At 48.8% G+C, this 20,124-nt stretch carries 20 protein-coding genes; 17 read left to right on the top strand and 3 right to left on the bottom strand.

Features of this window, described 5'->3' with window-relative positions:
* Nucleotides 1-199: 199 nt before the first annotated feature.
* Together QMK20_RS17380 and exlX are read right to left on the bottom strand one after the other, a co-directional pair.
* A complete protein-coding gene (locus tag QMK20_RS17380; protein WP_283652586.1) occupies nt 200-2,461 on the bottom strand; it encodes an AraC family transcriptional regulator in 2,262 nt (753 codons plus the stop codon).
* Nucleotides 2,462-2,736: 275 nt separating this feature from the next.
* Nucleotides 2,737-3,450 carry an expansin ExlX gene (gene exlX, locus QMK20_RS17375; RefSeq protein WP_283652585.1) on the bottom strand — a complete coding sequence of 238 codons (714 nt, stop codon included), beginning with the start codon at nt 3,448-3,450 and terminating at the stop codon, nt 2,737-2,739.
* A gap of 280 nt (nt 3,451-3,730) precedes the next feature.
* Between exlX and QMK20_RS17370 the strand changes: the two genes are divergently transcribed.
* On the top strand, nt 3,731-4,882 hold the full coding sequence (locus QMK20_RS17370) for an iron-containing alcohol dehydrogenase (protein WP_283652584.1): 1,152 nt from the start codon (nt 3,731-3,733) through the stop codon (nt 4,880-4,882).
* Nucleotides 4,883-5,039: 157 nt separating this feature from the next.
* Nucleotides 5,040-5,756 (top strand): metal-dependent hydrolase, encoded by a 717-nt coding sequence (locus QMK20_RS17365; RefSeq protein ID WP_283652583.1) that lies wholly within the window; start codon nt 5,040-5,042, stop codon nt 5,754-5,756.
* A 99-nt stretch (nt 5,757-5,855) separates the two neighbouring features.
* Here QMK20_RS17365 and QMK20_RS17360 read toward each other — a convergent pair whose 3' ends face one another.
* Nucleotides 5,856-6,935 (bottom strand): M42 family metallopeptidase, encoded by a 1,080-nt coding sequence (locus tag QMK20_RS17360; protein WP_283652582.1) that lies wholly within the window; start codon nt 6,933-6,935, stop codon nt 5,856-5,858.
* A gap of 185 nt (nt 6,936-7,120) precedes the next feature.
* Between QMK20_RS17360 and spoVAC the strand changes: the two genes are divergently transcribed.
* The 15 genes from spoVAC to QMK20_RS17285 all read left to right on the top strand — a co-directional run bounded on the left by spoVAC (nt 7,121) and on the right by QMK20_RS17285 (nt 20,044).
* Nucleotides 7,121-7,627: a stage V sporulation protein AC gene (gene spoVAC / locus QMK20_RS17355; protein WP_283656300.1), complete on the top strand. Its 507-nt coding sequence runs from the start codon at nt 7,121-7,123 to the stop codon at nt 7,625-7,627.
* Entirely contained in the window at nt 7,624-8,646 is a 1,023-nt protein-coding gene (gene spoVAD / locus QMK20_RS17350) for a stage V sporulation protein AD (protein ID WP_283652581.1), read from the top strand. Before spoVAC ends, spoVAD begins: the two co-directional genes overlap by 4 nt.
* Nucleotides 8,643-8,993: a stage V sporulation protein AE gene (spoVAE, locus tag QMK20_RS17345; RefSeq protein WP_014282555.1), complete on the top strand. Its 351-nt coding sequence runs from the start codon at nt 8,643-8,645 to the stop codon at nt 8,991-8,993. Before spoVAD ends, spoVAE begins: the two co-directional genes overlap by 4 nt.
* Nucleotides 8,994-9,231: 238 nt before the next feature.
* Complete coding sequence (locus QMK20_RS17340; RefSeq protein ID WP_283652580.1) at nt 9,232-10,191, top strand: AAA family ATPase; 960 nt, start codon at nt 9,232-9,234, stop codon at nt 10,189-10,191.
* A gap of 3 nt (nt 10,192-10,194) precedes the next feature.
* Nucleotides 10,195-11,442: a DUF58 domain-containing protein gene (locus tag QMK20_RS17335; protein ID WP_283652579.1), complete on the top strand. Its 1,248-nt coding sequence runs from the start codon at nt 10,195-10,197 to the stop codon at nt 11,440-11,442.
* The gene (locus QMK20_RS17330; protein WP_283652578.1) at nt 11,439-13,631 is read left to right on the top strand and encodes a transglutaminase TgpA family protein; all 2,193 of its coding nucleotides are present in this window, start codon (nt 11,439-11,441) and stop codon (nt 13,629-13,631) included. Before QMK20_RS17335 ends, QMK20_RS17330 begins: the two co-directional genes overlap by 4 nt.
* 207 nt (nt 13,632-13,838) lie before the next feature.
* Nucleotides 13,839-14,369 (top strand): YqeG family HAD IIIA-type phosphatase, encoded by a 531-nt coding sequence (locus tag QMK20_RS17325; RefSeq protein ID WP_044645131.1) that lies wholly within the window; start codon nt 13,839-13,841, stop codon nt 14,367-14,369.
* Entirely contained in the window at nt 14,362-15,489 is a 1,128-nt protein-coding gene (gene yqeH, locus QMK20_RS17320) for a ribosome biogenesis GTPase YqeH (RefSeq protein ID WP_283652577.1), read from the top strand. Before QMK20_RS17325 ends, yqeH begins: the two co-directional genes overlap by 8 nt.
* Nucleotides 15,490-15,594: 105 nt before the next feature.
* Nucleotides 15,595-16,464, top strand: coding sequence for a shikimate dehydrogenase (gene aroE, locus QMK20_RS17315; protein WP_283652576.1), 870 nt, complete (start codon nt 15,595-15,597; stop codon nt 16,462-16,464).
* A 68-nt stretch (nt 16,465-16,532) separates the two neighbouring features.
* Nucleotides 16,533-16,829, top strand: coding sequence for a ribosome assembly RNA-binding protein YhbY (yhbY, locus tag QMK20_RS17310; RefSeq protein WP_014282548.1), 297 nt, complete (start codon nt 16,533-16,535; stop codon nt 16,827-16,829).
* 18 nt (nt 16,830-16,847) lie between these two features.
* Nucleotides 16,848-17,438 (top strand): nicotinate-nucleotide adenylyltransferase, encoded by a 591-nt coding sequence (gene nadD / locus QMK20_RS17305; protein ID WP_283652575.1) that lies wholly within the window; start codon nt 16,848-16,850, stop codon nt 17,436-17,438.
* Nucleotides 17,422-18,018: a bis(5'-nucleosyl)-tetraphosphatase (symmetrical) YqeK gene (gene yqeK, locus QMK20_RS17300; RefSeq protein WP_283652574.1), complete on the top strand. Its 597-nt coding sequence runs from the start codon at nt 17,422-17,424 to the stop codon at nt 18,016-18,018. The genes nadD and yqeK overlap by 17 nt, the downstream gene beginning before the upstream one ends.
* Nucleotides 18,015-18,362: a ribosome silencing factor gene (gene rsfS / locus QMK20_RS17295; RefSeq protein WP_025682016.1), complete on the top strand. Its 348-nt coding sequence runs from the start codon at nt 18,015-18,017 to the stop codon at nt 18,360-18,362. The genes yqeK and rsfS overlap by 4 nt, the downstream gene beginning before the upstream one ends.
* A complete protein-coding gene (locus QMK20_RS17290; RefSeq protein WP_014282544.1) occupies nt 18,359-19,267 on the top strand; it encodes a CvfB family protein in 909 nt (302 codons plus the stop codon). The genes rsfS and QMK20_RS17290 overlap by 4 nt, the downstream gene beginning before the upstream one ends.
* A gap of 3 nt (nt 19,268-19,270) precedes the next feature.
* Nucleotides 19,271-20,044 (top strand): class I SAM-dependent DNA methyltransferase, encoded by a 774-nt coding sequence (locus QMK20_RS17285; protein ID WP_283652573.1) that lies wholly within the window; start codon nt 19,271-19,273, stop codon nt 20,042-20,044.
* Nucleotides 20,045-20,124 lie beyond the last annotated feature (80 nt).

Raw genomic sequence — 20,124 nt, 5'->3', positions numbered from 1 at the left:
AAAGAGATTTTAACAGTTGGGATAAAAAGAAAAAGCAAGTCTCCAGGAAGTTGGAGGCTTGCTTTTTAAATGTCTATTACAAGGAGTGATAGGTCACGCTAAAATCATCGGAGACAACGACGATGGGAGCAACGTTCCGTTCGCGGAGCGGCCGCATACAGTAGCCAGAACTTTTTACGGAAGCATTTTTCAGTCTACCTTATTGCGCATTTGCTTTAGAACGACGAAAATCTGTGGGCGTCACGCCCAAGCTACGCTTGAACATGCGGTGAAAATAAGAGCTGCTCGCAAATCCGGTTTGTTCTGCCACGTCAGCTACCGACCAGTCGGTTTGCTCCAGCAGCTCGCAGGCTTTGCGAATGCGTAGCTGTTGAATGACATCTACGATGGTAGACATGGTTTGTTGCTTGTATAGTCTGCTGACATAGATCGGTGACATATCCAGTTCTTCAGCGATCTGGTTGAGGCAAAAATCCGGATCAGCATAGGCTTGCTCTATTCGCTCATTAATTTGCCGTACTAGCCGCTCTTGTTTCGTGTTTCGTTTTTCCAATAGGTTGGAGCGGACATGATCAAAGACCAATTGATATTGCTCGATAAGCTCCAGGGCCGTCTCCAACTGATCTGCGGACGGCAATTCAGGTATAGATTCGGCAGCAAATCCATTACGCTCACTCATATGCTGAATGGCATGATTCACACTCATCATCAGCCGGGATATGGCCACCTGCACGACGGAAAACGAATATTTTTCCATATGCATCAGCAAGTCCTTGAACATGCCATGAGCATCCTCCGTATGACCAGATAACAGCGTGTCGAGCAATTTTTTCTCCTTATCCGACGCATATACGTAGGCATTTTGAGCATGTGCCTCAATTGTGTTCTGCGCATCAATGATACACCCGTGCCCTTGAAAAAATCGGTGCATGGACGCTTCCTGTACCTGACGGTACAACAGATGCAGCCGTTCCGACTGGCTTGCGATGGCGCTATAGGTTAGCGATACGCTCAGCTTTAAATACTCATGGCAAGCTTCGCGTATTTGGCGCAATAAGGTTTCCAGCAGCACGGTATCCGTATGCTCCGCAGGATCAAGAATGTTGAGCAGCAGTAGGACGCTGTCTTCGTCGATATCCACGGCTTCCACCTGGTACGTCTGCCCGCATATTTCAGAAGCAATATTCATCATGGCAAACTTATAGGGCAGCAGGTCAGGACCGCGTTCGCTTTGCCACCGGACATATTCATCTATACGCAGCAGCACCAGCCGATAGTCTTTGTCGAACTGGAATGTGATTCCAAGCTCAAGCAACCGCTCCGGTTCCTCTCCAGCAGGAAGCAATTGAACCCCCCGAATAATATTCTGTAAAATGTTTTGCCGGATCGTATACATGCTGTTTCGTTTCTCTGATTCGAGTGAATTCATATGGACAACGATCTGTCCAATGGGGGTATACAGCATTCTGGACAGCAGCCAGGAGGCCACGAACCCTGCCAATGCAATGACGGCGGCAATGAACAGCATCGCATTACGGATAACACTCGCCATTTTGACAACGCTTTCATATGGGGTGACACTAATATACTGCCAACCCAATCCGTCTTGGGAGGTATAAGAAATGAGTGATCTTTTACTGTGAAAATCTTCTACAAAATATCCTGTTTCCTGTTTTTTGACTCGGGTGTGCAGCCATAGCTGTTCTTTTTCGTTCAATGCTTCGTCTGCCAGTGTCGCGCCGGATAAAAGTCTGCCTTGATCGTCCAAAATATAAGCCGTTCCGCCTGATGCCGGATTCGTCGCCATTTCCTTGTTCATCCAAGTCGCAGATACATTGACGATCACAGCCGAATTCATCGCTTCGTTCGAGTTGATTGCGTCGTAGCATAAATACGTATAGGCGGCGATGTCTGTGCTGGCTTGATCTGCTCCGGCAACGGAGTCTGACGCAGATAGCAAAGGATAGGTGCGTGGAATAGGGGTAAATGGCTTATAATCCTGATAATGATCCAGCACGCGTATAATATCCGTATCAACCAGTTCACTTTTGCTGTATAACCCGTTTTGCCCCCGTGAGGATGCAATGTAGAAGGTGTCGCTTTTCGGATTATACACATAGATGGATTCAATGTACGGCATAGAATTGAGATAATTGTTCAGCTCAGACATGGCAGCGGTTACATCATATACATTGGGTTTGGGGTAATACAACAACTTGGACAGGGTGCTGCTGCGGTACATTTGGAAGGCCAACGATTGGGCGATAGATGTCATGTTAATGACCTCTCTGCTTCTCAGTGCCAGGCTGCTATGATTGGCTTCGAATGCTTGCTCCTTCTCCACCCGAATATAATAAAAATAATACACCGTGGTAGATACCAGCAACGTCAGCGTAATACATAACGTGATACTGATCAGCAATTTGCTATGAAGCTTGTGATGCTTTTTGAAATTGCTCATGTGGGCAGGTCTCCTGTCTATGTGCATATAGCCAAAATACACCCTAATATGTATTCATTATACGTGCCTTCCTGTGAACAGGACAGTGAACAAACTAATTTTTTATGAAAAATAATGACTTTTTCGTAAAAAGGCCAGGAACCCAACACGCAAAATCGCTTGCGTCGGTTCCCAGCCTGGGGATTACATAAAGCCTGTCACGAGTTGGACAGCACATGGGTAGGAAGCACCCATTTGTGCCTGACAGGACTCAAGCTGTGAGAAGATACCTGCAATCAGTCAGGGAATTGCACATTACCTTTGACAATATAGGCATCGCCCGTGCCATTTTCTGCTAGGGCCGGGAGGGTATCGTTCAGCACCACACCGCGAATGTCTGTAATCCGGATTTTAAGAGGCTGGTTCCCTAAGTTTGTACCCAGAAAGTGGTTATAGTCCTGTTTTTCAAGGTTGAGCCACTGTCCGTTCTGTTGGACTTCCAGTTTCAAGACAGGATATTTATGATTGCGTACCTGAATAGCTGCCCACCACCGGCTGCTGCCTTCTTTAATGCGGTAGGAGACGTTTCCAGTAACTGGGGCTTTGACGACTTTCCATGAGATATTGATTTTTCCATCAATTTGATTGCCAATTTGGTTAAAAGCATTCGGGGACAGGTCAAGCGCACCACTTGGGCCTTCAGGATAAATATCGGTTACATAGACTGTTGTTTTCCCTTTGGGGCCTTGGACTTCCAGATATGCTCCTGCCAATGCGGCTTTGATTCCATTATAATTCAGTTGTGTGCGGTTAAGAGCCGTAATTTTTGCATCGGAAGGGATTGGATCAAGCAGCAGTGCTCCTCCAGAGTAGCCAGATCCGGTATAGGTAGCGTACCCCGTGTATGTATCATTCCAAGCAGCAGAAGCGGGGAGAGCGAACAAAACAAGACTTAGCAATGATGCCAGACCAATCGTTTTGAACTTGCGAATCGCAGAACTCTTTTGCATAATTATTTCCTCCTTGTTCATTTAATAGATTCATATAGTAAATATAAACACTATATTACATAATATTTCAAATAGTACAATAGGCTTTTGAGGCAAAAAGAAAATATTGCAAAAGTTTGTCAACATGCTTCTAGGCCTTATTGCATGTTTTTAAAAGAATTGCTGAACTGTGCTTTTTTTCGCAGATGTCTGCTCGATCTGATGGTAGTATCAAGAAGATGCATGATAACAGAGAGCAGAGATGACTGGAGAACGATTAACACAGAGGAGGGGTTTACGTATGGGGAGGAACATCTTTTATGTACCGCCAGTGAATTTGATGGGGATTGGATGTCTTAGAGATCTGGGACCGATGTTGCAAGAGAAAGGATTTATGAAAGCGCTTATCGTGACGGATAAATGGCTGCGTCGAAATGGGATTACCGACCGGGTTATTGCTGTTTTGGAGCAGCATGGAGTTCCATATATCGTGTATGATGGTGTGCAACCTAACCCTACCTGTGACAATGTTCACGAAGGAGTCAAGGTGTTTCAGGATAACGGATGTGATGTTCTCGTCTCGGTAGGTGGTGGGTCACCTCAGGATGCGGCCAAAGCCATTGGCATCATTGTCACCAATGGAGGACATATTTCAGAATATGAAGGCGTTCACAAATCCAAACGCCCGTCCGTTCCTATTGTGGCAGTGAATACAACGGCGGGTACCTCCAGCGAGGTCACCATTAACTATGTCATTACTGATGAGAAGCGTAAGGTCAAAATGGTCATGGTTGATAAAAACAGTCTGGCTTCCATCTCTGTAAATGACCCCGAATTAATGGTGGGTAAGCCAGCCGAATTAACTGCTGCGACAGGTATGGATGCGCTTACTCATGCGATTGAGGCGCTGGTTACCCCGGGAGCTTATCCGGTCACCGATGCCACTGCCCTGGCTGCTGTCGAACTGATATTCCGTTATTTGCCTGATGCTGTGGAGAACGGTCAAAATATTGAGGCTCGGGAAAAGCTTGTGTATGCTGTTTTTCTGGGAGGGCTGGCCTTCAACAATGCGGGGTTGGGATATGTGCATGCGATGGCTCATCAGCTTGGAGGTGTGTATGATCTTCCACATGGGGTGTGTAATGCGATGCTACTGCCCTATGTACAGGAGGCCAATGCGCAGCATGTTCCTCGTAAATTCAGACCTATCGCTCAAGCGATTGGATTCTCGGTCAGAGGGCGAACGGATGAGGAGTGTGCTGAATTTGTCGTGGATGCCATCCGTGGGTTGGCACAGGAGGTCGGAATTCCGAAACGCTTGTCTGAGTTGGGAGTAACGGACCCGGACCTGAATCTGTTAGCCGACAATGCGATGAAGGATGCGTGTGCGCCCAGTAATCCGTTTCAGCCAACCAAAGAGGAAGTTATCGCACTGTTCCAAAAAATACTCTAAGGCGAATTTTTGACCGGGACTTTTGGACGATATCCTTTAAATAGAATAAGCGAACTATTGTTCTCCTTTTGTTTGTCGTATACAATCGAATCATGCTGATTCAAATAGAGTGATGTCGAACTCTGTTGTATGCTGCAACGAAAGGATGTTATGCACCATGATGGGAAGAGCCCATTTGATTATTGGAACCGGGGTCTCCCTGTCGGTATTAGCCTTGAACGGATACGAAGTGACTCCGGCTGCCGTGGCTGCCGCTGTAGTCGGTTCACTGTTGCCGGATATTGACGAGCCTAACTCCATGCTCGTGAGTCGTGCGTTGCCTACCAAAATGCTCAGACTCGTACAGCTTTTGATGATTGGGGCTGCGGGCTGGGTATTTTTCACCCGTATGGCTCCACCGCCGTGGAATCTTGTTCTGGCTTTACTGATGATCAGCGCTTCCTTTATGCCTTCACGATCGATGCGAAAGGTTATTATCTTTTTGATTGGGGTTGGCTTAGCCTGGTATGGGGAAGCATATGCGCCATGGAATTACATTGCCGGGTGCCTGCTGATTATCTGTACGCTTGTCCCTCACCGGGGATTGACGCATACGGTGTACGGAACAGTCGCATGGACTGCGTTGCTGTACGGTACAACCCGTCTGCACGGTGACAGCATATGGCTGGCTGGTGGTTTGGCGTATCTGCTGCATTTGTTGGCAGATTCCTTGACGAATAACGGAATTAAACCTTTGCCACCGCTCAAATGGAAGCTGCGATTTAAGCTGATGAGTACCGGAACGCGCAAAGGGGCGCAGGTGGAGAACATCTGCATTGCCTTGACGGCTGTACTTGTTATTATCGCTTTACTTCGTTATAAGCATTTGATATGAAGCGCTCTATTTTGTAGCTCTATTAAATCAAAAAAACAGTCAAAACATGTATAACGTGTTTTGACTGTTTTTAATAGATTGTACTTTTCTGAGAATACCTTAAGCTCGTTCAATAATCGTATTCAGTGTCGTACGATCCAGGTTTTGTACCAGCTTGACGATCAGTTCTTTGGCTGCATCGTAATCGTCGGTGTGAATAATGGACGAGGAAGTGTGGATGTATCGTCCGCAAATGCCAATGACGGTGGAGGGCACTCCAATTCCGCTTAAATGAACCTGACCTGCATCGGTCCCACCTGTGGAGATGAAATATTGATACTTGATCTTGTGCGTTTCCGCCATATCCTGCACGTATTCCACAATCCCGCGATGTGTAATCATACCCGGATCAAATACCCGTAGCAGCGCGCCTTTACCCAAATGCCCGTAAGCGTTCGGATCACCACCCATATCGTTGGCCGCACTGCAATCCAGTGCAAAGAAAACGTCCGGTTGAATCAGGTTGGCTGCCGTGCGTGCGCCGCGCAATCCCACTTCCTCCTGAACGGTAGCTCCCGCATACAGCGTATTAGGCAGTTTGTCCTTTTCCTTATGTAACGCTTCAAGCAGTTCAATAGCCAAGCCTACACCATAGCGGTTATCCCACGCTTTAGCCATGATTTTTTTCGGATTCGCCAGTGGAGTAAAATCACAAATCGGCGCAATGGCTGTTCCCGGCACGATACCCAGCTCTTGCGCTTCCTGACGGCTGTCCACGCCGATATCCAGATACATATGCTTGATGTCCATGGGCTTGCTACGTTGTGATTCATCCAGCAAATGGGGCGATACTGAGCCAACGACACCAATAATCGGCCCATTCGGAGTCAGCACCTGAAGACGTTGTGACATGATGGCCTGACTCCACCAGCCTCCAACGGGCTGAAAGCGGATCATACCATTTTCCGTAATGCCATTGACGATAAATCCGACTTCATCCAGATGGCCCGCAACCATCACACGCGGTCCGTTCTCTTCACCGCGCAGCACGCCGAAAAGGCTACCCAAACGATCTTGCACGATTTCGTCCGTATAACCGGATATCCGTTCTTTAACCCATGCCCGCAGCTCTCGCTCATGCCCCGGAATGGAAGGAAACTCCGTTAAGGTTTTAAACAGTTCTAATGTTTTTGATTCCATGATGTTATACCTCGCTCCTTATTAATTAACCAGTGGTCGTCATCCATCCAGTATGAATGGATTTGTACGGAATGTCCACGATATCATTTTCCTGACATAACAATTCCCCATAAAGCTAATAATGATAAGGACACAATGAATCCGAACCGCAAAGTGCGGAATTTACAAATAAGGGGTGGTGGATGATGCCAGCTAAATCTGGCCAACGCGGTTTTCGTACCAATACGCCGCCGTTGTCCATAAATGAAAAGGACTACCAGAGTATTTCCAAAAAGCACGAGCCGTCTACAAACGTTTTTGCCAACTGTGTGCGGGCTTTTCTGGTTGGAGGCGGCATCTGTGTGATTGGTCAGGCAATTCAGGAAGCCTTCATGGCAGGGATGCACATTTCGGCCAAGGAGGCGGCACCGCCGACCTCATCCATGATGATCCTGCTGGCAGTCATATTGACCTGCTTCGGGGTGTACGACAAGTTTGCCCAATGGGCGGGAGCAGGAACCGCTGTACCGATTACAGGCTTTGCCAACTCGATGTGTTCGGCTGCACTGGAGCATCGTTCTGAGGGGCTGGTGCTCGGTGTAGGCGCGAATATGTTCAAGCTGGCAGGGTCGGTTATCGTATTCGGGGTGGTGGCAGCGTTCGTTGTAGGTGTCATCTACGCCTTTCTTGGAGTAGGGGGTAACCATCTATGAGAAGACAGGGAGGACAAACCTGGAAGTTTGAATCCAGACCGCGCATCGTTGGAAGTGCAACCGTTGTTGGCCCGGATGAAGGAGAGGGGCCGCTGTCCACGGATTTTGACTACATTTATGACAATCTCGAAATTAACGAAAAAACATGGGAAAAAGCGGAACGCAGATTGTTCGAGCACTCTACTGAGCTAGCGTTAATTAATGCCAATTTGAACAAAGAGGAAGTACAGTTTTTTATCAGTGGTGATCTGATGAATCAAATTATCAGTAGCTCCTTTTCAGCGCGCAAGCTCGCGATTCCTTATTTGGGTGTTTTCGGAGCCTGCTCTACGTCGATGGAAAGTCTGGCCTTAGCCGCGCTTATTGTGGATTCAGAGGCGGGCGACTATGTAATGGCGGGTACGACGAGCCATAACTGTACTGTGGAAAAGCAGTTCCGATATCCTACGGAATACGGAGCACAGAAGCCTCCAACGGCCCAGTATACCGTCACCGGCTCAGGCACCGCAGTTGTGGGACATGCCAAGTCAGGTACGGTGGTAGATTGCGCTACCATTGGACGTGTTACGGATATGGGGATTAAAGACCCATTTAACATGGGAGGGGCGATGGCTCCGGCGGCGGCAGATACCTTGTTGTCCCATTTTCGAGATACAGGCCGGGACCCTGGTTATTATGATCTTATTGTAACGGGGGATTTGGCCTCAGTAGGCTTGCCGATTACCAAGGAGCTGCTTAAAAAGCAAAATATTGATGTGAGTCAGACGGAATTTAACGATTGCGGTTTACTTATTTATGACCTGAACAAACAAAAGCAAGTCATTGCAGGCGGCAGTGGTGCCGGATGCTCGGCTGTTGTAACCTACGGGCATTTGTTAAAACGGCTCGAAAAGGGAGAACTTCAGAAGGTACTGGTCGTGGCGACCGGGGCATTGCTGTCTCCTTTGTCGACACAGCAAGGAGAAAGCATTCCATGCATTGCACATGCTGTAGCTTTCGAAGCGGGAGGAAAAGTATGATATATCTATGGGCTTTTTTAGTCGGTGGTGCCATTTGTGTCGTGGGTCAGTTGATGATGGATGTCATTAAAATGACCCCGGCACATACGATGAGTACGTTGGTGGTAGCAGGTGCAATTGCTGATGCCGTTGGGATATACGATCCGCTTATCAAATTTGCCGGAGCGGGTGCGACGATTCCAATTACCAGTTTTGGTAACTCACTCGTACACGGCGCATTAACCGAATTGGAAAAGGACGGATGGCTTGGTGTCATTACAGGGATTTTTAGTGTGACAAGTGCAGGGATTTCCTCGGCGATTATATTCTCTTTTTTGGCAGCCCTGGTTGTACGTCCAAAAGGATAAACTTATATTGTACTTTTAAGCGTTGGTAATCGAATGATGCAAAATGCTGAATTAAATAAGCTTAAAAATTAGCCCTTCGGATCTGAATGACCGGAGGGCTTTTTTATATGTCTGCATACAAAATGCTGCCAAACTGTAGCACTGGCTCGAACATCTGGAAAAGGACTCAAGTGTACTCTATGCCCTCCTTCATGTACAATAATAGGAAACATGTTGCTATCTAGGAGGTTTACAGGCTATGCCCGTGCGTCAAGAATCTGTGCAGATTGTATCTGCAATCCGAGCTAATCTGGAATCATGCATATTAGGTAAATCCTTTGAAATAAAATTACTGCTAACGACTATGCTGGCGGGTGGGCACATTCTGATCGAGGACGTTCCGGGTACGGGAAAAACGCAAATGATCAAGGCTCTTGCCAAATCCATGCGCGGTGATTACCGCCGTGTTCAATGTAATCCTGATATTCTCCCCAGTGATATAACAGGGGTTTCCATATTTCATCCACGGGATGAGCGCTTTTATTTTCGTCCGGGTCCTGTAATGACAAATATTTTATTGGCAGACGAAATTAACCGGGCAACGACGAAAACGCAATCGGCTTTGCTGGAAGTGATGGAGGAGCGAAGTGTAACCGTGGATGGAGAAACGCATATGCTGCCTCATCCTTTTATGCTGTGTGCTACGCAAAATCCGATTGATTTTGAAGGGACTTATATGCTGCCGGAAGCGCAGCTTGATCGTTTTATGCTCAAAATCAGTCTCGGCTATCCTGATATGGAGACTGAGCGGAACATGCTGCTTCGTCATCAGGAGGGGCAGCCGGCAGATCGACTGGAGGCGGTAGCGCATATGGAACAGATAGCCGCAATCCAGCAGGAAATCAGAGAAATGTACATGGACGAGGCAGTTACGTCCTATTTACTTGATATCGTACGTGCGACCAGAGAGCATTCATCGGTACTGCTGGGAGCCAGCCCGCGGGCGGCGCTTGCTTTTGTGATGGCCACCAAGGCGTACGCTTTTCTGGAAAATCGTGATTACGTGCTTCCTGACGATGTGAAAATATTGGCACCTTATGTGCTGGCGCATCGTTTACTGCTTCGTCCCGAGGCGCGTCTCGACAGCTCCAACGCCCAGTCTGTACTTCAGGCTGTCCTTCGGCAGGTGAACGTACCCGTGCGAATGGAGCGTCCGTAGGGAATGAAGAAAGTCAAAAGGAAGCGCAGGCTCCTCCGGCTGTCAGGCCGCATCTGGCTTCTGATGGCCATATGGGTGGTATGTCTGCTATATCTGTTGTTTCAGGGTGGCAAGACGTCAGTCATGCTATTGTCCATGGTTACGCTGTTAGTCATTTATTTATGGATCGTCGGGTTGAGCGGGGTACGCCGTGTTCAGGGTTCAAGGCAGCTTTCGCAAGGCTCAGAGTTCGGGGAGCTACTGCATGCGGGAGATCAGGTGCATGTAAAGCTGAGCTTGAGACTTCCTGGCTTTCTTCCACTGCCGTATATCATTGTTCGTGAGGTGCTCAAGCGTCATACAGGTGAATCCTGGTCGTTTGAGGACAGTGTTATCCCCAGCATGAAAGGAAGCGGACAGCTTGCCTTCCAGACCCCTGCGTTGGAGCGGGGAAGCTATTATTTTGCGCAAACGGAGTGTGTGAGCGAGGATATCTTCGGCCTGTTGGAGCATAAAGGCATGTTAAACGCACCCGGTGAATTTCGGGTACTGCCCCGCACGGTATTCATTCCCTATTGGCAGTTAAATGACCGTCGCTCGCGGATGTCCGGGCCACAGACCGTCCAGACTCGAACACGCCGCGAAACGACACAAATTAACGGAGTGCGGGACTATGTATATGGGGACCGTTTTTCACGTATCCATTGGAATGCGACCGCACGTACAGGAAGCTGGAAATCCAAGGAATTTGAGCATGAGACGGTTCCGAAAACGATGCTTGTACTGGACATACACACGAAACATTATGTAAATGCCGATCAGTTTGAACTGGCCGTATCCTCAATCGCTTCATTGCTGGAATATGGCGGACGGGAGCGGATGGGAGTAGGTCTTTGTACGGCAGGGGAAACAGGCACTGTCTTTCAGCCCAGTGAGCAGATGATGGAACGGCAACGGATGATGCATCATTTGGTAGACATACACACCACTTCTCAAGGCAGTCTTATGGCCGCTGTAGAAAGCGGTGTTCGGCAATTTCCACAAGGCTGCTATTTTGTGCTGATTAGTCCGTTGAAGGATCATCAGGCGTTGGAGCTTCTTCGCTGGGTCGATACCCGGGGGATGACCCCGTGCCACGTTTATATCGGAGAAGGCTCAAGTGAGGGACAGGCAGAAGAATGGATGAGCATGCTTCGTACAAGAGGCATTCAGGGTTATCATGTTCCGAGTCTTGAAGAGCTTCCAGCTGTAATGGGGGGAGGGACGCTATGAAGAACTGGCTACAATCGCTGAAGGGCTCCTGGGCTGCGGCTTTTACATTTTTATGGATTATTATTATTGCCATGCAATGGGTGTCCTTTGCTTCAGTGCTGTGGCTTGAAGAGACAAGAACGCTTGTATTGGCGACGGTTACGATGCTGGCTCTGGTGAAAATTTTGCTGCCGCTTCGGCCTTGGATTGAATTTATCGTCAAAGCGGCGACGTTATTTTTTATTTTGTACCGGACGCTCGTGTCCTACTCGATTATTATTCCTTTCGGGGGTTTTGCAAACCGTCTGGATCAATTTATATCGAATATGTCTCCGTATATCTGGTTTTCACTGATCGCTTGGCTTGTTATTGAGATGTTACCACTCATCGTTACGACGAAGCAGCGCATTCTGGTTTTTGTGGGTATTAATATTGCCGCGCTGGCAGTGCTTGATTCGTTCACGCCAACCGTGCTGTGGGAAGAAGTCGCATGGATGGTCTTTGCGGGTATGGGTTGGCTGGTGACTCAGCATTTGCAGTATTTTCGGCAGCACTATCCTCAAGGCTGGAAACACATTCGCCGTTACCCGTACAAAATTGCAGCCAATATTGCGGTCATTTTTGCTTTGATTATTATGGCTGGCGTGAATATGCCAGAGATAGAGCCGACCTTAACGGATCCATATACGGCTTGGACCCAGCGAAATAGCTCATCTACCGTTGGTATTAACAATGGAGCCGGGGCTATGAATCAGCGGATGAGTACAGCATCGGGCTATAGTCGGCAGGATAATCGACTGGGTGGGGGGTTTAATTTTGACTACTCTCCCGTAATGACCATCACGACGAACCAGCGAAGCTACTGGCGGGGCGAGACGAAGCGAACGTATTCCGGTACGGGCTGGAGTGATGCAGACAACGACGACCAAACGCTGAATGATGTGCCAATGACGGCAGAGCTGGAAAATACACAAGAAACACTGCATTCGACCGAGCAGGTCGTTCAGACCATTACGATGCAAAATGATCAGAGCTATCCGGTTTTGTTCGGCGCGTATTCGGTACATCGTGTTCAATCGGTGGACAGAGACTCGCGGGCAGACGGATTGCGTTGGAAACCGGAACAGGCAGAACTGCTTTGGAATTCATCCTCCAGAAGAACTGCTTATCCGAAAACGTATACTCTGGTGTCACATGTACCTGTAATCCCGGAGAAAGAGCTGCGCAAGAAAACGTTTAATGAGCTGTATGGAAAGAACAAGCAGGAAGCCTATTTGCAAATCCCGAATGAGCTGCCGAAGCGAGTGCGTGATTTGGCTCAAAATGTAACGTCATCGGCGAAGACACCTTATGAAAAGGTCGGACTGCTACAGCAATATTTACAGCGAAATTATGCATATACAAACAATCCGGATCTTTCTCGCAAAAGAAGCAAGGATTTTGTGGATGCCTTTCTGTTTGAGATTCGGGAAGGCTATTGCGATTATTATTCCACTTCGATGGTTATGATGGCCCGCTCCGTTGGTGTTCCGGCACGGTGGGTCAAAGGATATGCACCTGGTCAGCAAACATTTTCGGATGATGCAACGACCAGCGATGGTAACGAAAATATGTCTTCCTATTCCGTTACCAACGCGGATGCTCATTCCTGGGCCGAAGTGTATCTGGGTGAATACGGCTGGGTTCCTGTAGAAGCCACGCCGGGCTTTGATATGCCGTTGCTTACGGAGCAGGAGGATTCGAAAACGCCTGATACTCCAGAAGTGAAAGATCAGCCTGAGCCTGAACAGTCTGCGCAGACATCGCAGGCCAATTCGGAGGAAGGCACGAAGATTCATCCTGTAATCATAGCGGCGGCAGTGGCTGTTATCATACTGTGGGGCGCTTATATCGTATGGCGTAATCGGGCAGATATTCATTTTTATCTGCTGCGTCTGCGTAAAGGAAAGCCGTTGACCCCGGACGAAAAGGTGATCGTCGAAACCGAGCGCTGGCTCCGTTACATGCGGAGTAAGGGGTTTGCACGTACTAGCCACGAGACGCTGAGGGAATCGGTCGGCAGATGGTCAGTTGAATCACCGGAACGCGCTTCAATTCTGCATCTGCTGCTGGAGCTGTTTGAACAAGCGCGCTACAGTCCTTCCTCGGTAACTGCCGAGGATTGGCACAAGGTCCGCCAGCAAGCGGCCCTGTTGCATAAGAAGGGTTAGTCCGGAAGGCAAACTGAATGAAACGAAAGAAAAACCGTGTCGGATCAGAAGGACGAAGGCTAAACCGTTTTTTACTCGGCTCGAAAGCTGCCGATTTATAATCTTCATCACATGCTCTGTAAAAAGCTGTCCGTTTGTTGCGGATAGCTTTTTACTAACCCCTATTAATATGGTATAGTTTGTCGTATGAAACTGAGGTGACCGACGTTGTTTGAAATGCTGATGCCCAAATTACGGGTAAATACCGTCTTTGATATTGATCTTGAAGGCTTGTATGCTCAAGGATATCGCGGCATTATTACGGATTTGGATAATACGCTGGTTGGTGCAAAAGCGCCGAATGCGACTCCCGAGCTGGTGGCCTGGTTTGAGAAGGTCAAACAGGCGGGTTTTAAGCTTGTCATCGTGTCCAACAATAATATGGGACGTGTATCTGTGTTCGCTACGCCTTTGGACATTGAATTTATACATGCCGCACGGAAGCCCTCCAACTCGTCCTTCCGCAGAGCCATCCGTATGATGGGACTTACCCCGGAAGAGACTATAATGGTCGGGGACCAAATGTTGACGGATGTATTGGGTGGCAACCGACTGGGATTGCACACGGTGCTGGTGCTGCCAATATCCATCCATGATGAAGGAATCATGACCCGCTTTAATCGGCGGTTGGAGCGAATCGCGCTCACAAGGTTACGTAAGAAAGGCTTATGGCTTGAGGAGGAAAAGAAGAATGACTGAAAGACCTGACGGCGGAACTGCTGTCAAATGTAGTGGGTGCGGTATCACGATGCAGACCACTAGCCCGGAGCTTCCGGGATATATTCCTGAAAAATTGCTTACACGCGAGCCTGTCATCTGTCAGCGCTGTTTCCGGATTAAAAACTATAATGAAACGTCTTCGGTAGCTGTGGATCAGGATGAGTTCCTGAAACTGCTCAGCCAAATTGGGGACAAGGACGCTCTCGTCATCCACATTGTGGACATTTTCGACTTTGAAGGCAGTCTGATTTCCGGCTTGCAACGTTTCGTAGGATCTAATCCGGTTGTACTGGCTGTGAACAAGACGGATTTGTTGCCTAAGGTAACGAACTGGAACAAGGTCCTCAACTGGGTGCAAAAGCAGGCTAAGGAGCAAGGACTTCGCACGGCCGATATCGTTCTGTGCTCGGCCAAAAAAAATCAGGGCTTTGATCGTCTGCTGGATGTGGTGTCCGAGTTGCGTGGCAATCGGGATGTGTATGTGGTCGGTGCAACAAATGTTGGTAAATCCACGCTCATTAACCGCTTGATCCGTGATCATAGCGATATGGAGCAGGAGTTAACAACATCCCGTTACCCGGGAACGACGCTGGATATGGTGAATATTCCGCTCGACGACGGTAAGCATATTATTGATACACCGGGTATTGTGTACCCTTGGCGGTTCAGTGAAATCGTGTCCCGGCAGGATTTGAGCGCCATTATGCCGGACAAGCCGCTGAAACCTGCTGCTTATCAGCTGGACCCCGGACAAACCTTGTTTTTCGGTGGGATGGCGAGGTTTGATTTTGTAGAAGGTCAACATCAATCGTTCACCTGCTACATCAACGGTAGTCTTAAAATTCATCGCACCAAGCTGGAGCGGGCGGATCAACTGTTCGAAGATCATGCCGGAGAACTGTTGTCACCGCCGACACGTGATCAGTTGGCAGATATGCCGGAATGGACAAGACATGAGTTCCGCGTTCCTCGTAAATCTCAATCGGATATTTATATCTCCGGTCTGGGATGGATCAGGGTCAATAGTGAGAACGGGGCTTTGGTAGCGGTTCATGCTCCTCGGGGAATCCGTGTCCTTCTACGGCCTTCGTTGATTTAACGAATGTTGAACCATGTGATCGGGCGGCAAGGAACAGATTCAGGTTCCTGCCGCCGTTCATGTATTTGTGCAGCCTAATATTTTGCAACATGGGGGAGAACGACGATGAGCAGCGGGGAGTCTGGAGTGACCGAACAAGATCTTGTATTATTGGGCGTATTGGGTGATCCGATCAAGCACTCCAAATCGCCTCTCATGCATAAAGTAGCTTTAAAGGCAGCGGGGATAGAGGGGGATTTTGTTCCTCTTCACGTCAAGCCCGATCAGCTGGAGGACGCCATGAAGGGGATTCGGGCTTTGCATTTCCGCGGAGTCAATGTGACGATTCCCCATAAAGTTGAAGTTATGAAATATTTGGATGAGATTGATGAAGGAGCCAGACTCATCGGCGCTGTCAACACGATTGTGAACGACAACGGACGTCTTAAGGGTTACAATACGGACGGGATCGGCTACGTGCGTTCCCTCAAAGAAGAGACTTCGGTCAAGCTGAAAGGCACAAGAATTGCGGTCCTCGGAGCCGGAGGTGCTGCCAGAGGTGTGATTCATGCGTTACTGGAGGAACAGCCGGAATCGGTCATTATTCTGAATCGGACACGCGATAAGGCCGAGCAGCTGGCATTGGAGTGGACGACGGAAGCAATCCCTGTGACGGGTTATTCTAACGATGAAGCGGAGAGCGTGCTTGCATCGGTGGATGTGCTGATCAATACGACCTCGGTAGGAATGTCTCCTCTATCCGATGAGCTTCCGCTGGAAACGAGTCTGATTCCAGAAGGAATCATTGTAAGTGATTTGATCTACAACCCGCTGGAAACGAGATTTTTGCGCGAAAGCCGTAAACAGCGCGGCTGCACCGTACACGGAGGCTTGGGCATGTTCGTGTATCAGGGAGCAGTGGCCTTTGAGTATTTTATGGGCGTAGCCCCTGCTGTAGACGAAATGAGAGCGGCTGTGCTGAGAAGCCTGTCGTAAGTCGGATTTTACACTAAAATTATGGAATTGCCGCATGGCATATGTGGTTATGAAGGAGTTAAGTATACATGTTAACAGGTAAACAAAAAAGGTATTTGCGCTCGATGGCGCATCATCTGGACCCGGTTTTTCAAGTAGGGAAAAACGGTACGAACGAGCATCTTATGCGTCACATTAACGATGCGATTGAAAAGCGCGAGCTGATGAAGGTGCAGATTTTGAACAACTGTCTGGATGACAAGCATGAAATTGCGGAAGAACTGGCTACGGAAACAGGTTCCGAGCTTGTACAGCTCATCGGGAGCACGATTATTTTGTACAAGGAATCCCGTGATAACAAGCAAATCGAGCTGCCTAGAGGATAAACACGCGGGGAGGAGACTATGAAAATCGGTATTATGGGCGGTACATTTGACCCGATTCATATTGGACATCTGCTGGCTGGAGAAGCGGCAAGGGATGCCTATGCGCTGGACCATGTATGGTTCATGCCTTCCCATATCCCTCCCCACAAGCACCAGGCGGGGGCTAGCGGCACAGAGCGGCTGGAGATGACGAGTGAAGCGGTGGCGGGCCATCCTGCTTTTGGAGTGTTAGATATTGAAGTGCTTCGAGGTGGGGTATCTTATACTATTGACACGATCAAAGAGCTTCAGGAGCTGCATCCTGCTGTAGATTTTTATTTTATTATCGGCGCGGATATGGTGAATTACTTACCTCATTGGCAGGGGATTGAGGAGCTGGCACAGCGAATTTGTTTTATCGGTGTCCGGCGTCCCGGTTTCCAGCTTGCGCTGAATGAACTACCGCATTATTTGCAGAACAAGGTGCTGCTGGCGGATATGCCGGTGGTGGATATTTCTTCGACGGATATTCGGGAACGTGTTGCGGAAGGGCGCACCATTCGCTATCTTGTGCCTGATCGTGTGCATGACTACATTACAAGGGGCGGTTTGTATGAAGTACAGCCGTGAGCAATTGATGGAGGCTGTATCCGGTCAAATGCCTGAAAAACGCTGGAAGCACACACTGGGTGTCATGCATACCTCCGTGGAGCTTGCCAAGCGGTATGGCGCGGACCCGGATAAGGCCGAATTAGCGGCTATTTTGCATGATGTAGCGAAATATTGGTCCGTTCAGCAGATGGAGGAAGTGATTCGCAGTCATCCCGAATGTGACCAGGAGCTTTTGCAGCATGACAAGCAACTGTGGCATTCTGAGGTAGGATATTGCGTTGCAGCGAGAGACTATGGGGTGGAAGACTCTGAAATACGGAATGCCATTCGCTGGCATACCTCAGGCCGTGTGGGCATGAGTTTGCTGGACAAGGTCGTGTGTCTCGCTGATTATATCGAACCGGGACGAGATTTCCCTGGGGTAGATCATATCCGCAAACAGGCGAAAAAAAGTTTGGAGCAGGGTCTTGTCGCTGGATTTGATTCCACGATTTCACTGCTGCTGGAGAAGCAAAAGGTTATTTTTCCGCTGACGGTACTGTCGCGAAATGATCTGATCCAACAACTTAAACAGAGAAAATCGGAGGTTCATGAATGACCATAACTAATGAGAAATTAATGCAAATTACGGTTGAGGCCGCTGAAGATAAGAAGGCCATGAATATTGTAGCCCTTGACTTGCGGGGCGTATCCCTTGTCGCGGATTATTTTGTAATCTGCCACGGTAATTCGGATACTCAGGTACAGGCGATTGTGACGGAAATTCGCAAACGCGCTCATGATGAAGGTACAACAATCAAAGGGATCGAAGGAATGGATTCCGGCCGCTGGGTTCTGATGGACTTGGGAGATGTCGTAGTGCATGTCTTCCATCGCGACGAGCGTGAATATTATAACATTGAAAGACTTTGGTCGGACGCTAAGGTTGTGGAGAAGGTATGAATCTGATTGCTGGTACTTATGTCACGATTATGGTAGATCGTGAGGTATCCCCTTTCGGCTACTTTCTCACAGTTGGCGATCAGGATGTACTGCTGCATTATACGGAGCTGACACGTGAGATTGAGGTTGGAGAACGGCTGGAAGTATTTATTTTTCACGATACAGAGGACCGTTTGGCCGCTACCATGAAAAAACCGTTCCTGTCGTTGGGCGAACTGGCAAAGCTACAGGTGGCGGATGTGCATCCGCGTCTGGGTTGTTTTCTGGAAATGGGATTGGGTCGTCAATTGCTGCTGCCGATTCGTGAGTTGCCTGAGAACCGGGATTTGCATCCTCAGGTGGGCGACTACGTCTATGCTATCATGGAACATGATAAGCAGGGCAGGCTGCGAGCGAAGCTGGCGGGTGAGCAAGAGCTGGCTCCATTGTCCTTCCATGCACCTGATTCATGGCTCAATACGTGGGTGCAGGCGACGGTGTACAAGCCGCTTCAGATGGGGACATTTGTCCTGGTGGACGGAGGCGTGCTTGGTTTTGGCGCGATTGGCATGATCCATTCCTCGGAACGTAACCGGATGCTTCGTTTGGGTGAAGAGGTGAAGGTACGGGTCACACTGGTTCGTGAAGACGGTCGGGTGAATTTGGCGATGTCGCCGCGCAAGGAAGTGGGCCGTGATGAGGATGCGGATCGTCTCATTGCCTTTTTGAAAGAGCGGCCGGGTGGCGGTATGCCTTATTCCGACGCCACGCCGCCGGATATTATTAAGCAACGGTTTGGTATCAGTAAATCCGCCTTCAAGCGTGCCATGGGCAAGCTGATGAAGGAAGGGCTGGTTACGCAAAAGGAAAACTGGACCTATCTGGTGGAGAAAATGCCTGAACCGAAGGACGGGAATGGGGAATAAAAAATGGCTTCTTACCGGAAGTTTGCCTATGTGTATGATGAGCTGATGCAGGACATGCCGTACCCGGACTGGCTGCGTTTTGCTCGGCAGGCCTGGGATCAGCATGGTATGCCGCATACGGTGGCAGAGCTGGGCTGTGGGACGGGCTCCATTACGATTCCACTGGTCAACTCGGGCTTCGAGGTGGCTGGCATCGACTTGTCTTCAGATATGCTGGCAGTAGCCCGTCGCAAAATGGAAACGACTACGCAAGGACAGCGTTTGTTCCGTGAGGGTAGCATTCGCTGGATAGAGCAGGATATGCGGGAATGGAGTTTACCAGAGCCTGTGGATTCTGTCATTTCTTTTTGCGATTGTCTGAATTATTTGCTGGAGGAAGAGGACATTACTGCTACTTTTCGCAGAACGTATGCCGGTCTTAAGCCTGGCGGAACCTTTCTGTTCGATGTACATCATCCCCAGACGTTTGTGCGTTATGATGATGAGCAGCCTTTTGTACTGGACGAGCGCTCCATCTCATATATCTGGACTTGTGCGTTGGACACTCCGCGCTGTGAAATTGAGCATCATCTCAGCATTTTTGCGAGAGCAGAAAATGAAGGGCGCGATGTATACCAGCGGTTCGAGGAGATTCATGTGCAACGTGCCTATGACCCGGACTGGATGAAAACGGAATTGTCCAAAGCCGGTTTTCGCGATGTGAAGGTATATGCGGACTTTGAATGGGTAGAAGCAGTAGATGACGCGGCCAGATTATTTTATGTTGCTGTAAAATAATGAAGCTTTATCAGGCTAATATAGGACAAAGAAAGACGCTTTTCATGATGACATGAAGGGCGTCTTTTTGCATAAGAGCT

It is taken from the genome of Paenibacillus sp. RC334 (assembly GCF_030034735.1).
Classification (GTDB): Bacteria; Bacillota; Bacilli; order Paenibacillales; family Paenibacillaceae; genus Paenibacillus; species Paenibacillus terrae_A.
The sequence above is the reverse complement of the archived record's forward strand: the minus strand, read 5'-3'. Positions and strand labels throughout refer to the sequence as shown.

Coding starts and splice junctions, on each gene's coding strand:
- spoVAD (WP_283652581.1), top strand. CDS start 7,624: ATGAGAAGACAGGGAGGACAAACCTGGAAGTTTGAATCCAGACCGCGC.
- nadD (WP_283652575.1), top strand. CDS start 16,848: ATGAAAATCGGTATTATGGGCGGTACATTTGACCCGATTCATATTGGA.
- QMK20_RS17340 (WP_283652580.1), top strand. CDS start 9,232: ATGCCCGTGCGTCAAGAATCTGTGCAGATTGTATCTGCAATCCGAGCT.
- yqeK (WP_283652574.1), top strand. CDS start 17,422: ATGAAGTACAGCCGTGAGCAATTGATGGAGGCTGTATCCGGTCAAATG.
- QMK20_RS17335 (WP_283652579.1), top strand. CDS start 10,195: ATGAAGAAAGTCAAAAGGAAGCGCAGGCTCCTCCGGCTGTCAGGCCGC.
- yhbY (WP_014282548.1), top strand. CDS start 16,533: ATGTTAACAGGTAAACAAAAAAGGTATTTGCGCTCGATGGCGCATCAT.
- QMK20_RS17330 (WP_283652578.1), top strand. CDS start 11,439: ATGAAGAACTGGCTACAATCGCTGAAGGGCTCCTGGGCTGCGGCTTTT.
- QMK20_RS17290 (WP_014282544.1), top strand. CDS start 18,359: ATGAATCTGATTGCTGGTACTTATGTCACGATTATGGTAGATCGTGAG.
- exlX (WP_283652585.1), bottom strand. CDS start 3,450: ATGCAAAAGAGTTCTGCGATTCGCAAGTTCAAAACGATTGGTCTGGCA.
- QMK20_RS17370 (WP_283652584.1), top strand. CDS start 3,731: ATGGGGAGGAACATCTTTTATGTACCGCCAGTGAATTTGATGGGGATT.
- aroE (WP_283652576.1), top strand. CDS start 15,595: ATGAGCAGCGGGGAGTCTGGAGTGACCGAACAAGATCTTGTATTATTG.
- QMK20_RS17285 (WP_283652573.1), top strand. CDS start 19,271: ATGGCTTCTTACCGGAAGTTTGCCTATGTGTATGATGAGCTGATGCAG.
- yqeH (WP_283652577.1), top strand. CDS start 14,362: ATGACTGAAAGACCTGACGGCGGAACTGCTGTCAAATGTAGTGGGTGC.
- QMK20_RS17360 (WP_283652582.1), bottom strand. CDS start 6,935: ATGGAATCAAAAACATTAGAACTGTTTAAAACCTTAACGGAGTTTCCT.
- spoVAC (WP_283656300.1), top strand. CDS start 7,121: ATGCCAGCTAAATCTGGCCAACGCGGTTTTCGTACCAATACGCCGCCG.
- spoVAE (WP_014282555.1), top strand. CDS start 8,643: ATGATATATCTATGGGCTTTTTTAGTCGGTGGTGCCATTTGTGTCGTG.
- rsfS (WP_025682016.1), top strand. CDS start 18,015: ATGACCATAACTAATGAGAAATTAATGCAAATTACGGTTGAGGCCGCT.
- QMK20_RS17365 (WP_283652583.1), top strand. CDS start 5,040: ATGATGGGAAGAGCCCATTTGATTATTGGAACCGGGGTCTCCCTGTCG.
- QMK20_RS17380 (WP_283652586.1), bottom strand. CDS start 2,461: ATGAGCAATTTCAAAAAGCATCACAAGCTTCATAGCAAATTGCTGATC.